Raw genomic sequence first — 13316 nt, 5'->3', positions numbered from 1 at the left:
CGAGTTAACCATACGATTCACGATCTGGCACATCGATCTCACGAAGTAAGATAGAGATCATGAAGGGTTCCTATCTGGGCGAAGCACTGCCCGACTACCTGTCCGCCCACGCCACCCCGCCCGACCAGGTACTTCGTGATCTCGCCGTCGAGACCGCGGCGCTCCACTCCGACCACGCCGGCATGCAGATCGCACCCGAGCAGGGCACCTTCATGACCATGCTGGTGCAGCTCACCGGCGCGCGGCTGGCGGTCGAGGTCGGCACCTTCACCGGATACTCCTCGATCTGCATCGCCCGGGGGCTGGTTCCCGGCGGGCGGCTGATCGCCTGCGACGTCAGCGAGGAATGGACGTCGATGGCCCGGAAGTACTGGGAGCGCGCCGGGCTCACCGACCGCATCGAACTGCGGCTCGGCGACGCCGTCGAGACCCTCGGGGCGCTGCCCGCCGAGGAGGAGATCGACTTCGCGTTCATCGACGCCGACAAGGCCGGCTACCCGGCCTACTACGAGGCGCTGCTCCCGCGCATGCGCCCGGGCGGCCTGATCGTCTGCGACAACACGATCCAGGGCGGCCGCATCACCGACCCCGCCGCCGAGGGCAACGTGCCGGTGATGCGCGAGTTCAACGACCTGGTGACCGCCGACCCCCGGGTCGATTCCGTGCTGCTCCCGGTGGCCGACGGTCTGACGCTGGCGCGCAAGCGTTAAGCGATCTTGTGCACCCAGTTGTGGGGGTCGGGACGGCTGCCGTACTGGATGCCCATGAGCTCTTCCCTGATCTTCAGGGTGACCGGGCCCGGGGTGCCGTCGCCGACGGTCCAGGCGCGGTCGGCGCCCTTCACCGAGCCGACCGGGGTGACCACGGCGGCGGTGCCGCAGGCGAAGACCTCGGTGAGCTCGCCCGACTCACACCCGGCCTGCCACTCCTCGATCGAGAGGCGGCCCTCCTCGGCGGTGAGGCCGAGGTCGGCCGCGAAGGTGAGGATCGAGTCGCGGGTGATGCCCGGCAGCAGGGTGCCGGTGAGCGCCGGGGTGAGCAGGCGGTCGCCGAAGACGAAGAACAGGTTCATCCCGCCCATCTCCTCGACGTAGCGGTGCTCCACGGCGTCGAGCCAGACCACCTGGTCGCACCCCTCGGCGACGGCCTGGCGCTGGGCCACGAAGGCGGCCGCGTAGTTGCCGCCGCACTTGGCGAAGCCGGTCCCGCCGGGGGCGGCGCGGGTGTACTCGGTCGACAACCACACCGAGACCGGCTGCACGCCGCCTGCGAAGTAGGAGGCCGCCGGTGAGGCGATCACCATGTAGCGGTAGGTCTTCGAGGGGTAGTTGACCCCCAGCCCGGCCTGCGTGGCGATCATGAAGGGGCGCAGGTAGAGGCTGTGGCCCTCGGTCGTGGGCACCCACTCGCGGTCGGTCTGCACGAGCAGTTCGAGCGACTCGACGAACGTGTCCTCGGGCAGCTCGGGCATCGCCATGCGGGCGGCCGAGGCGTTGAACCGGGCCGCGTTGGCATAGGGGCGGAACGCCACGATCGAGCCGTTGGCCTGGCGGTAGGCCTTCAGACCCTCGAACAGTTCCTGGGCGTAGTGGAACACCGAGGTCGCGGGGTCGAGCACGAGGGGGCCGTAGGGCTCGAGGCGGGCGTCGTGCCAGCCCTGGCCCTCGGTGAAGTCGATCGAGACCATGTGGTCGGTGAACGTCTGCCCGAAGCCGGGCGCCTCCAGCACCCGCTCTCGGTCCGACGCGCTGCGCGCCTGGGGGTTGGCGCGCACCTCAAAGCTGAGCTGGCTGGTCATGCGGGTTCCTCTCTACGCTACTGATGAAAACCTAGGGCATGTCGCGGGGCACAAAAAAGCGCACAGTGACCCAACACGGGCCACTGTGCGCGGTGGAACGACGGAGGTGGCCGGCGATCAGCCGGCTACTCGGGCGGCGATGTCGTCGCCGATCTCCCTGGTGGTGCGGGCCTGCCAGGCACCGGCGCGCTCGACCAGGTCGTCGGCGACGGCCTGCTCGACGCGGGCGGCGGCCTCGGCCTGGCCGATGTGGTCGAGCAGCATCGCGACCGACAGGATGGTCGCGCTCGGGTCGGCCTTGCCCTGCCCGGCGATGTCGGGGGCCGAGCCGTGGACCGGCTCGAACATGCTCGGCGCGGTGCGGTCGGGGTTGACGTTGCCGCTGGCCGACAGGCCGATGCCGCCGGCGATGGCGGCGCCGATGTCGGTGATGATGTCGCCGAACAGGTTGTCGGTGACGATCACGTCGAACCGCTGCGGCTGCGAGACGAAGAACATCGACGCGGCGTCGACGTGGCAGTAGTCGGTGGTGACCTGCGGGTACTCCTCGGCGACCCGCTTGACGGTACGCGACCACAGGTCGCCGGCGAAGGTCAGCACGTTGGTCTTGTGGACCAGCGTGAGGTGGCGGCGCTCGCGGCCGGCGGCCTTCTCGAAGGCGTAGCGCACGACCCGCTCGACACCGTAGGCGGTGTTCACCGAGTCCTGCGTGGCGATCTCGTGGGGGGTGCCCTTGCGGAGCACGCCGCCCGCGCCGGCGTAGGGGCCCTCGGTGCCCTCGCGGACGACGACCATGTCGATGTCTTCGGGGCGGGCCTTGCCGAGCGGGGTCTCCACGCCCGGGAAGAGCTTCACCGGGCGCAGGTTGACGTAGTGGTCGAGCTCGAAGCGCAGGCGGAGCAGCAGGTCGCGCTCCAGCACCCCCGGCGGCACGCTCGGGTCGCCCACCGCGCCGAGCAGGATCGCGTCGAACCCGCGCAGCTCGGCGAGGACCGAGTCGGGCAGGGTCTCACCCGTGGCGTGGTAGCGCGCCGCACCCAGGTCGTAGTGGGTGGACTCCACCTTGACGCCGACCGCGTCGAGAACTTTGAGGCCCTCCGCGACGACCTCGGTGCCGATCCCGTCGCCCGGGATCACTGCCAGGCGGATGTTGCTCGAATCCATGGGGGTACCTTAGCGGGCTGTCTCGGAGATCGAACAACGATCTCACCATACGGAATGTCGCGTCAGCGCTCGGGCGAGCCGCCGTTGTCGCGCCGGTCGAGGGCCGTCTGCAGGGCCTCGGCGACCTCGTCGTCGGTGTCTTCGGGACGGTTCCACGGATACATGTCGTACATGAGGGTCTCCAGCTCTGGGAGGAGAAAGGGAGGTCGGCACGCCACGACTCCGCGGCGGGTCGCCGGCCTGCTGGATCAGACCCCGCCGCGGCAGGTAATTACGAGAACCCGACGCATCCCTGTCACAGTACCCCAGCCGTCTCGTAGGACGACCTACCATCTCATCCCATGAGACGGCAAAAGCCGCCCCCGCGGTGGGCGGGGACGGCTTTCCGAGGCGCGGAGACTAGCCCTCCAGGTCGACGACCCGGCCGCTGTCGGCGCCGATCTCGCTGGCGATCTGGTCGACCACGTCGGCCGGGGCCGCCGAGTCGAGGGTCAGCGCGATCAGGGCCTTGCCGCCCTTGGCGCCACGGGCGACCTGCATGGAGGCGATGTTGACGCTCTGCTCGCCGAGCAGGCGGCCGACGATGCCGACGATGCCGGGACGGTCGGTGTAGGTGAAGAACGCCAGGTGGTCGGTCGGCTCGATCTCCATCGTGAAGCCGTTGACCTCGACGATCTTGGTGATCTGGCGCGGGCCCGAGAGCGTGCCCGAGACCGAGACGGTGCGGCCGTCGGCCAGCACGCCGCGGACAGTGATCACGTTGCGCCAGTCGGGGCTGTCGGGGCTGGTGACCAGCTCGACGACGGTGCCCCGGTCCTGGGCCAGCAGCGGCGCGTTCACGTAGGTGACGCCGTTCTCCACGACGTCGGTGAAGACGCCCTTGAGCGCGGCCAGCTCCAGCACCCGCACGTCCTGCGCGGCGATCTCGCCCCGGACCTCGACGACCAGGCGGGTGGCGACCTCGCCCGCGAGGGCGGTGAAGACCCGGCCGAGACGCTCGGTCAGCGGCAGGCCCGGCTTGACCTCCTCGGCCACCGCGCCGCCCTGGACGTTCACCGCGTCGGGCACGAACTCGCCGCCGAGGGCGAGCTTCACGCTGCGGGCGACCTGGGTGCCGGCCTTCTCCTGGGCCTCGTGGGTGGAGGCGCCGAGGTGGGGCGTGACGACGACCTGGTCGAGCTCGAACAGCGGGCTGTCGGTGACGGGCTCCTTGGGGAACACGTCGATGCCGGCGCCGGCGACGCGGCCCTCCTTGATGGCGGAGTAGAGGGCGTTCTCGTCGATGATGCCGCCGCGCGCGACGTTGATCAGGCGCACGTTGGGCTTCACCTGGTGCAGCTCGCGCTCGCCGATGAGGCCGATGGTCTCCTTGGACTTCGGCAGGTGGACGGTGATGAAGTCGGCCTTGGCCAGCACCTCTTCGAGCGACAGCAGCTGGACGCCCATGGCCGCCGCGCGGGCCGCCGGGAGGTAGGGGTCGTACGCGATCAGTTCGACCCCGAACGGCGCGAGGCGCTGCGCGACGAGCTGACCGATCTTGCCGAGGCCGAGGATGCCGACGACCTTCTCGTCGAGCTCGACGCCGGTGTACTTGGACCGCTTCCACTCGCCGCCCTTGAGGGCGGTGTGGGCCTGGGCGACGTTGCGGGCCGAGGCGAGGATGAGCGCCACGGTGTGCTCGGCGGCGCTGGTGATGTTCGAGGTGGGCGCGTTGACGACCATGATGCCGGCCTTGGTGGCCGCATCGACGTCGACGTTGTCGAGGCCGACGCCCGCGCGGGCCACGACCCGCAGCTTCGGCGCGTGGGCCACGGCCTCGGCGTCGACCTGGGTGGCGCTGCGCACGATCAGAGCGTCGACGTCGGAGAGAGCCGGAAGGAACGCGGACCTGTCGGCTCCGTCGACCTGACGGACCTCGAAGTCCGCTCCGAGGACGGCGAGACCGGCCTGGGAGAGCTCCTCTGCGACCAGCACGACGGGCTTGTTCACTGGTGATTTCCTTCGAACGTGACGACTTCAATGGCCGCCGTCGAGTCTATCCACGCTCGTCGGAGTGCCCTCGGAGGATCCGCCATCCGAGACGCCTGTTACTCAGGGGAGTCGTGAGAATCCTTCACGTAAACAGCGGATTTGACGGCATACCCGGGTTGGACCGAGCCAATCCCCACAGCCGCCAAGTTGGTATTGATCGCACCTAATCTTGGCGATTAGCCTGCTAAATCGTGGTTCGGTACCTATGGTTCAGCATATGAGCATCGGGAATCCCGCTCTCGGCGAAGTGCTCGCCCAGCACGGCAGTCCGCACCAACTTCTCGCCGCTTTGGCGGATTGGGGCATCCTGGTCGCCGTCCGGCCCGATCGTTCCGTGGTGCTCGGCACCACGCAGAGTGGCGAACGGGTGCTGCTCGGCTACACCGGTCCGGCGACGTACGCGCGCCACCGGGGCAGCCACTCGTTGTCGGTGTGCGACGCCGACACGATCCTGGACATCCAGCGGGTGACCGGGGTCCGCGAGATCGTCATCGACGCCGCCGGGCCGGCCGCCGCGGCCGTGCCGATCGACGACCTCCAGCGGCACCTCCGCCAGACCCGCAGCGGGCCGCATCCCGTCCTGTCGGGCGCCACGCCGAACGCCTACGCGACCGGCAGCATGGACCGGATCCCCAAGCCGCCGGTCCGCACCGCGGCCCCGATGCCGCTGGGCGCGCCGGTCCCGCCGGTGCAGCAGCACGCCCCCGCCGCGCCGGCGCCGTGGATCCCCCAGCCGCGCCAGCACCTGTCGGGCGCGATGCAGGTCGTCGATCCCGGATACCAGCGCACGAACCATCCGATACTGCCCGCGTTGCGGGTGGCCATCGCCGAGTTGCTGCGCGACATGCCGGTCGTCCACCACGTGTGGATCTCGGCCGCGCGCACGGTCTCGGGGTCGCAGGGGATCATGCTGCATGTGAAGGTGCACACCGCCAACGCCGAGGACATCGTCCGCGACCTCCATCGCGGGGTGCGCGCCAGGCTGCCGCAACTGGCCGCCAGCGAGGCTCCGGTGCTGATGGCGAGGGTGGCCGACGCGTTCACCGAACGGCGCATGATCGAACTGGGCGCGCACGTCGTCTGTGCGGACGTAACGGACTGATCGATTCCCTACCCCATTTGCCGTGATTGGGCTTGAATTGCGGCCATGGTCACGGTCCCCACCCGAGTGCGCCTCGGCTATGCCGTCGGCTCGTTCTGCACGGCGAACTTCACCACGATCCCCGGCCTCCTGCTGCTCATCTACATGACCAACGTGCTGGCCGTCGATCCGCTGCTGGCCGGTGTCGTGGTGTTCCTGCCGAAGGCGTGGGACCTGGTCGCCAACACGCTCGTCGGCCAGTGGTCCGACCGGACCGTGTCGCGGTGGGGCCCCCGGCGGCCGTGGCTGCTCGGCGGCGCGGCGATCCTGCCCATCGCGTTCGTCGTCATGTTCATCGGCCCGCCGCTCACCGGCGGCGCGGCCGCGCTCTTCGTCGGGCTCGCCTTCCTGGTGGCGGCCAGCGGGTACGCCCTCTACGAGGTCCCCTACAAGGCGATGCCCGCCGAGATGACCCACGACTACCACGAGCGCACGTCGCTGCTGCAGTGGCGCATGATCTTCATCGCCATCGGCATCGGCATGAGCGGCATCCTGGCGCCGATCCTCGCGGGCGACACCGTCGAGGGCTACCGCCTGATGGGCCTGGTCTTCGGCGTGATCCTGCTGCTCGCGATGCTGGCCTCGTTCTTCGGCACCGCGGGCGCGCCCTACACCGGCCAGGCCGAGCCGGAGGTCAGCCTGAGGGCCCAGCTCAGGGCCGCGCGCACCTCCCGGCCGTTCATGTGGCTGCTGGGCCTGAGCAGTGCCCAGACCCTCGGCGCGTACGTCATGCTCGCCGGCGCGCCCTACTTCGCGGCGTACACGGTCGGCAGCACCGGCGCGACGACGACCCTGTTCGCGGCGCTGGTCGGCCCGATGCTCGTGACGATGCCGCTGTGGGTGTGGCTGGCCAGGAAGCTCGACAAGCGCGGCGCCATGATCCTGTCGGGGGTGCTGTTCATGAGCGGGGCGGTCGCGGCCGTCGCCACCCCCCTGTTCGGCCCGCTCTACGCCCACGCGGTGATCGTCGTGGTCGGCGTCGGGTACGCCGGTCTCCAGCTGCTCCAGTTCTCGATGCTGGCCGACGTGATCGCGTACGACGGCCAGGTGAGCGGCAAGCGGCGCGGCGGCGTGTTCACCGGGCTGTGGACGGCGGTGGAGAGCGCGGTGGCCGCCTTCGGCGCGACCATCTACGGCGCGACGCTGGCCATCGGCGGCTTCCGCGAGTCGGACCCGGCCAACCCGGTCACCCAGCCCGAGAGCGCGGAGTTCGCGGTGCTCATCGGCATCACGGTGGTGCCCGCGGCGATCATCCTCCTGGGGGTCCTGATGACCTTCAAATACGACCTCACGAGTGCCAAGATGTCCCAGGTTTCACACGATGTGACGTAAATCACATGAACCTCGGTTGGAACGTGGCCATCAGGGATTCCGTAACGGGAAGATCTCGGCCAGGTCACCGAATATGACGGTTTTCCTCCCACAGCGCTTCCGACCAGGCCATACTTCGGTTCCATTCCAGAGCTTCGGAACCCCACCCCTGGAAGGAAGTTCATGAAGACTTCACTCCGCGCGCTCTTCTGCGCCGGTGTGCTGCTGGCCGCCACTCTCCCTGCGGTCGGCTCTGCCTCGGCGGCGACCGCACAGGCGCAGGCCGCGCAGGCACAGGCCGCGCGTTGCCGCATCGTCGCCTCGAAGCCCGCCGTCAACCAGCTCGGCCAGCTCACCGCCGTCGGCTCCCGCACCGGCCGCTGCTTCGGCAAGACCAGGGTCCGGGTGCGGATCAAGCAGTCGGTCGCCGGTCCGGACACCACGCTGAAGAGCGGCTCCAAGTTCGTCCGCACCGCGAAGCTGCGGGTCCGCGCGACCTGCACCCCCGGCGTCTACTACACCCAGGTGACCGGCCGCTTCGGCCAGGTCGTCAACTCGCGCCGGGTCAACATCACCACGTGCACCCCGGCCCCCGCGCCGTCCCCCTCGCCGTCGCCCTCGGCCTCGCCCAGCGCGTCGCCGAGCGCCTCGCCCAGCGCCACCCCGTCGACCCCGCCCACCGGCGGCGCCGTCGGCACCGCCGTCGAGAACGAGGTCGTGCGGCTCACCAACGCCGAGCGCGCCAAGGGCGGCTGCGGCCCCCTGACGCACGACGCCAAGCTCCGCACCGCCGCCTTCAACCACTCGGCGGACATGTCGGCGAAGAACTACTTCAGCCACGACTCGGCCGACGGCCGCGACTTCGGCGACCGCCTCCGGCAGGCCGGCTTCAGCTTCCGGGCCGCCGGCGAGAACATCGCCAAGGGCTACCAGACGGCCGCCCAGGTCGTTCAGGGCTGGATGAACAGCCCCGGCCACAAGGCGAACATCATGAATTGCACCTACACGCACATTGGCGTGGGTCACGTGGTCGCGGGTGGGCCATACTGGACCCAAGACTTCGCGAAGCCCTGACGTTAGGGGCTATCTGGACACCGGCCTGACGGAAAGCGGATACTCCAGACATGAGCTCCGAGCCACACGTGCGCGCCTCTGACGAGGACCGCGAGCGTGCGCTCAACGAGCTACGTGAACGGGCGGCCGAAGGCCACCTCTCGATGGAGACGTTCGTCGGCAGGGTCGACCAGGCCCTGCGCGCCCGCAGCGCCGCAGAGCTCGAACAACTCGTCGCCGACCTGCCCCAGCGGGGCAGGTTCCGGCGGCGGGCCACCGACCTGGTCGGATCGGTGTCCGACTTCAGCACCCGGCTACGGGCGGCCTGGCGCCGCCCCAAGCTCCCCCGCCTCGCACTGCCGGCAGACACGCGGATCCGGTACGTCGTGGGGCGAGGATCGGCTTGTGACCTGGTGCTGGCCGACCTGACCGTCTCGCGGATCCACGCGGAACTGCGACGAGAAGAAGACCACTGGCTGCTGGTCGACCTCGGCTCACTGAACGGCACCCGCCTGAACGGGTGGCGGCTGGTGGGCCCGGCCCGAGTCCGCAGCGGTGATGAGATCAGCTTCGGCGACTGCGCCTTCCTGGTGTCGGTCCCCCTTTGATCGCACCAAGGCCCGGCTCCCCCTGATCAAGGGAGCCGGGCCTTGTTGATTTCCGCCGTTGGGAGAGGAGTCCCCATGTTCCGGCGCGGAGTGCTGAGAGGGCCGGTCGAGCGCTTCCTCACCACCAACGCCCGACGAGTGCTCGCACTGGCCGACGATCCGCCCACGGCCACCGGGATCACCACGGTCCTGGAGCAGGCCCGGCGTCAGGCCCGCCTTCTCGGCCACCGGTACATCGGCACCGAACACCTCTTGCTCGCCTTGGCGGAGGTGGCCCCAGACCTGCTCCCCGGCCTCGGGGCTGATCCGGGCACGCTCCGGCGGCAGGTGGTCAGTGTGCTACGGGAGCCGGTTCCGGCCGGGTGGGCGTGGCCCTGAGTCCGGGTGCGCTGCCACGATGAAGTCGCAGGGCAGCGGCACGCCGAGCAACACCAGCAGGTCCCGCACCATGTCCTCGGCCTGATCGAGGTGGTGGACCTGAGTATGCGCGGGCCGGGACAGGCCGGGCCCCTCCACCGTCAGTGCCCACCAATCCCCGGACTTCCGCGCCGTCACGTTGAAGGTGCTCACCGGCCCTCCTTCGGCTCGACAGTCGATGAGGTCAGAGTCGCTCATATGGCCGGCCAGGCGGAGCCGTAACGGAAATCGATCTTTCGCCGCGACGGCGAGACGTTCGGTCGCGGCGAGAACGCGGAACGGCCCCTCACCCCCGGAGTCGCCTGCGGAGGGAAGGGGCCGTGACCGGTGACTACGCCTGGTTCTGGAGCCAGCTCATCATCGGGCGGAGCTTGGCGCCGGTCTTCTCGATCGGGTGCTCGGCCAGCTCGTCGCGGTACTGCTGGAAGCGCTTCTGGCCGCCGTCGAACTCGGCCACGAGCTCGCGGGCGAACTCGCCCGACTGGACCTCGTCGAGGATGCGGCGCATCTCCTTCTTGGTCTCGTCGTTGATGAGGCGCGGGCCACGCGAGTAGCCGCCGTACTCGGCGGTGTCGGAGACCGACCAGTACATCTTGTGGATGCCGCCCTCGTACATGAGGTCGACGATCAGCTTCATCTCGTGGAGGCACTCGAAGTAGGCGACCTCCGGCTGGTAGCCGGCCTCGATCAGGGTCTCGAAGCCCGCCTTGATGAGCTCGGACACGCCGCCGCAGAGCACGGCCTGCTCGCCGAACAGGTCGGTCTCGGTCTCCTCGGTGAAGGTGGTCTTGAGCGCGCCGGCGCGGGTGCCGCCGATGCCCTTCGCGTACGACAGCGCGAGCGGCCAGGCGTTGCCCGTCTGGTCCTTCTCGACCGCGACGAGACACGGGACGCCGCGGCCGGCCGCGTACTGGCGGCGGACCAGGTGGCCCGGGCCCTTCGGGGCGACCATGGCGACGTCGACGCCCGCGGGGGCCTCGATCAGGCCGTAGCGGATGTTGAGGCCGTGGCCGAAGAACAGCGCGTCGCCCTCGACCAGGTTCGGGGCCACGTGCTCGGCGTAGAGGTGGCGCTGGATGTGGTCGGGCGCCAGGATCATGGTCAGGTCGGCCTCTTCGACCGCTTCGGACGGGTTGAGCACCCGCAGGCCGTCGGCCTCGGCCTTCTCCCGGCTCTTGGAGCCCTCGGGGAGTCCGACACGGACGTCGACGCCGGAGTCGCGCAGGCTCAGGGCGTGCGCGTGGCCCTGGCTGCCGTAACCCAGGACGGCGACGTGGCGGCCCTGGATGATCGACAGGTCGGCGTCGTTGTCGTAGTAGATCTCAGTCACTTCGATAAACCTTTCGGGGTTTCTATGCGGTCCGGTCCAGGGCCCGGAGCGAGCGGTCGGTGATCGACCGGGCACCGCGGCCGATGGCCACCATGCCCGACTGCACGAGTTCCTTGATGCCGAACGGCTCAAGGACGCGCACGAACGCCTCCAGCTTGTCGACCGTACCGGTGACCTCGATGGTGACCGCGTCGGGGGCGACGTCGACGCAGCGCGCCCGGAACAGGTTGACCAGTTCCAGGACGTGGCTGCGGGAGTCGGCGTCGGCCCGCACCTTGATCAGCATGAGTTCGCGCTGCACCGACTGGGCGGTGTCGAGCTCGACGATCTTGAGGACGTTCACCAGCTTGTTGAGCTGCTTGGTGACCTGCTCCAGCGGCAGGTCCTCGACGTTGACGACGATCGTCATGCGGGAGACGTCGGCGTGTTCCGTCGGGCCGACCGCGAGCGAGTCGATGTTGAATCCGCGGCGGCTGAACAGGGCCGAGACCCGGGCGAGCACGCCAGGCTTGTTCTCGACCAGAACGGACAGGGTGTGCCTGCTCATCAGTCTTCGTGCTCCCACTTCGGCGCCATGTCACGGGCGTACTTGATGTCGTCGTTGCTGGTGCCGGCGGCGACCATCGGCCAGACCATGGCGTCCTGGTGCACCACGAAGTCGATCACGACGGGCATGTCGGTGATCTCCATCGCCTTGCGGATGGTGTCGTCGACGTCTTCCGGCCGCTCGCAGCGCAGGCCGACGCAGCCGTAGGCCTCGGCCAGCTTGACGAAGTCGGGGATGCGGCGGGCCGACTGCAGGTCGGTGTTGCTGTAGCGCTCCTCGTAGAAGAGCGTCTGCCACTGGCGCACCATGCCGAGGTTGCCGTTGTTGATGACCGCGACCTTGATCGGGACGCCTTCGAGCGCGCAGGTCGCGAGCTCCTGGTTGGTCATCTGGAAGCAGCCGTCGCCGTCGATGGCCCACACGTCCTTGTCGGGACGGCCCATCTTGGCGCCCATCGCGGCCGGGACGGCGAAGCCCATCGTGCCCGCGCCGCCCGAGTTGATGAACGAGCCCGGGTTCTCGTAGCCGATGAACTGCGAGGCCCACATCTGGTGCTGGCCGACGCCCGCGGTGTAGATCGCGTCGGGCCCGACCAGGGCGCCGATGCGCTCCATGATGTACTGCGGCGCGAGCGAGCCGTCTTCGTAGGTCTCGTAGCCCAGGGCGTAGGTCTCGCGGTAGGCGTCGAGGTGACGCCACCATTCGGCGTAGTCGCCCTTCTGGCCGTTCGCCTTGATCGCCGCGACCAGGTCGGCGATGACCTCCTTGCAGTCACCGACGATCGGCACGTCGGCGTGGCGGTTCTTGGAGATCTCGGCCGGGTCGATGTCGGCGTGCACGACCTTCGCGTACGGGGCGAAGGTGTCGAGCCGGCCGGTGACCCGGTCGTCGAAGCGGGCGCCCAGCGCAATGATGAGATCAGTGCGCTGGAGCGCGCCGACCGCCGCGACCGTGCCGTGCATGCCGGGCATTCCGAGGTGCTGCCGGTGGCTGTCGGGGAAGGTGCCCCGGGCCATCAGGGTCGTGATGACCGGGATCCCGGTCAGCTCGGCCAGTTCGAACAGCTCTGCCGACGCCTGCGCCTTGTGGACGCCGCCGCCGACGTACAGGACAGGGCGCTTCGACTCGGCGATGAGCCGGGCCGCCTCCCTGATCTGCTTGGAATGCGGGCGGGTGACCGGGCGGTAGCCCGGAAGCTGCATCTGGACGGGCCAGGAGAACGTGGTGGTCGCCTGGAGCGCGTCCTTGGAGATGTCGACGAGAACGGGGCCGGGACGCCCGCTCGCCGCGATGTGGAACGCCTCGACGATCGTGCGGGGGATGTCGGCCGCGTCGGTGACGAGGAAGTTGTGCTTGGTGATCGGCATCGTGATGCCGGAGATGTCGGCCTCCTGGAAGGCGTCGGTGCCGATGGCGGCCGACGCGACCTGGCCGGTGATCGCCACGATCGGCACCGAGTCCATGTAGGCGTCGGCGATCGGGGTCACCAGGTTGGTCGCGCCCGGGCCGCTCGTGGCCATGCAGACGCCGACCCGGCCGGTGGCCTGGGCATAGCCCTCGGCGGCGTGCCCGGCGCCCTGCTCGTGACGCACGAGCACGTGCCGGACCTTCTTGGAGTCGTAGAGGGGATCGTAGGCGGGGAGGATCGCACCGCCGGGGATCCCGAACACGGTGTCGACCCCGACCTGCTCCAGGGCCCGCACGAGGGCCTGAGCACCTGTCATCTGTTCGGTCATCGGCTCGTTCCTTGAGGCTGAGCTGGGCGTGTTCCGGCATAAAAAATGCCCCATCCGCAGAGAGCGGGACTGGGGCGGCGCGCGCAGGACTTCGGACTTCGTCAGGCGCGCCTGCGAAGTACTACGAGGAGGATCCCACCGCGATGCATGGACCCACCTTGTCCGATGAAACGGGCAGTC

Annotated in this window: 12 protein-coding genes; 6 read left to right on the top strand and 6 right to left on the bottom strand. The window is 69.3% G+C overall.

Translation table 11 applies throughout. From position 1 onward, the window contains the following. Positions 1-59: 59 nt before the first annotated feature. Positions 60-710, top strand: coding sequence for an O-methyltransferase (locus tag AW271_RS32365; protein ID WP_062341412.1), 651 nt, complete (start codon positions 60-62; stop codon positions 708-710). Here AW271_RS32365 and AW271_RS32360 read toward each other — a convergent pair. The 3 genes from AW271_RS32360 to serA form a co-directional block, all read right to left on the bottom strand. Next, on the bottom strand, positions 707-1798 hold the full coding sequence (locus AW271_RS32360; RefSeq protein WP_062341411.1) for a branched-chain amino acid aminotransferase: 1092 nt from the start codon (positions 1796-1798) through the stop codon (positions 707-709). The two genes, AW271_RS32365 and AW271_RS32360, sit on opposite strands and share 4 nt — an antisense overlap. A 117-nt stretch (positions 1799-1915) precedes the next feature. Continuing rightward, positions 1916-2962 (bottom strand): 3-isopropylmalate dehydrogenase, encoded by a 1047-nt coding sequence (locus tag AW271_RS32355; RefSeq protein WP_062341410.1) that lies wholly within the window; start codon positions 2960-2962, stop codon positions 1916-1918. Positions 2963-3361: 399 nt separating this feature from the next. Beyond that, positions 3362-4951, bottom strand: a complete 1590-nt coding sequence (gene serA, locus AW271_RS32350; protein WP_062341409.1) for a phosphoglycerate dehydrogenase — start codon at positions 4949-4951, stop codon at positions 3362-3364. A 259-nt stretch (positions 4952-5210) separates the two neighbouring features. Between serA and AW271_RS32345 the strand changes: the two genes are divergently transcribed. The 5 genes from AW271_RS32345 to AW271_RS32325 all read left to right on the top strand — a co-directional run bounded on the left by AW271_RS32345 (position 5211) and on the right by AW271_RS32325 (position 9484). Then, a complete protein-coding gene (locus AW271_RS32345; RefSeq protein WP_062341408.1) occupies positions 5211-6095 on the top strand; it encodes a hypothetical protein in 885 nt (294 codons plus the stop codon). Between the two features lie 45 nt (positions 6096-6140). Then, on the top strand, positions 6141-7466 hold the full coding sequence (locus tag AW271_RS32340) for an MFS transporter (RefSeq protein WP_062341407.1): 1326 nt from the start codon (positions 6141-6143) through the stop codon (positions 7464-7466). Positions 7467-7628: 162 nt separating this feature from the next. Continuing rightward, positions 7629-8519, top strand: a complete 891-nt coding sequence (locus tag AW271_RS32335; RefSeq protein WP_062341406.1) for a CAP domain-containing protein — start codon at positions 7629-7631, stop codon at positions 8517-8519. 50 nt (positions 8520-8569) lie between these two features. Beyond that, on the top strand, positions 8570-9106 hold the full coding sequence (locus AW271_RS32330; protein WP_062341405.1) for an FHA domain-containing protein: 537 nt from the start codon (positions 8570-8572) through the stop codon (positions 9104-9106). A gap of 75 nt (positions 9107-9181) precedes the next feature. Beyond that, positions 9182-9484 (top strand): Clp protease N-terminal domain-containing protein, encoded by a 303-nt coding sequence (locus AW271_RS32325; protein ID WP_062341404.1) that lies wholly within the window; start codon positions 9182-9184, stop codon positions 9482-9484. A 370-nt stretch (positions 9485-9854) separates the two neighbouring features. On the opposite strand, the gene ilvC is transcribed toward AW271_RS32325, so the two are convergent. From ilvC to AW271_RS32305, 3 genes are read right to left on the bottom strand one after another with little or no spacing between them, the layout of a single operon-like run. Beyond that, positions 9855-10844 (bottom strand): ketol-acid reductoisomerase, encoded by a 990-nt coding sequence (ilvC, locus tag AW271_RS32315; RefSeq protein ID WP_062341525.1) that lies wholly within the window; start codon positions 10842-10844, stop codon positions 9855-9857. Between the two features lie 31 nt (positions 10845-10875). After that, entirely contained in the window at positions 10876-11400 is a 525-nt protein-coding gene (gene ilvN / locus AW271_RS32310) for an acetolactate synthase small subunit (protein ID WP_030456565.1), read from the bottom strand. Next, a complete protein-coding gene (locus AW271_RS32305; RefSeq protein ID WP_083977565.1) occupies positions 11400-13190 on the bottom strand; it encodes an acetolactate synthase large subunit in 1791 nt (596 codons plus the stop codon). The genes ilvN and AW271_RS32305 overlap by 1 nt, the downstream gene beginning before the upstream one ends. Positions 13191-13316 lie beyond the last annotated feature (126 nt).

It is taken from the genome of Herbidospora sakaeratensis (genome assembly GCF_001570525.1).
GTDB classification, from domain to species: domain Bacteria; phylum Actinomycetota; class Actinomycetes; order Streptosporangiales; family Streptosporangiaceae; genus Herbidospora; species Herbidospora sakaeratensis.
The sequence above is the reverse complement of the archived record's forward strand: the minus strand, read 5'-3'. Positions and strand labels throughout refer to the sequence as shown.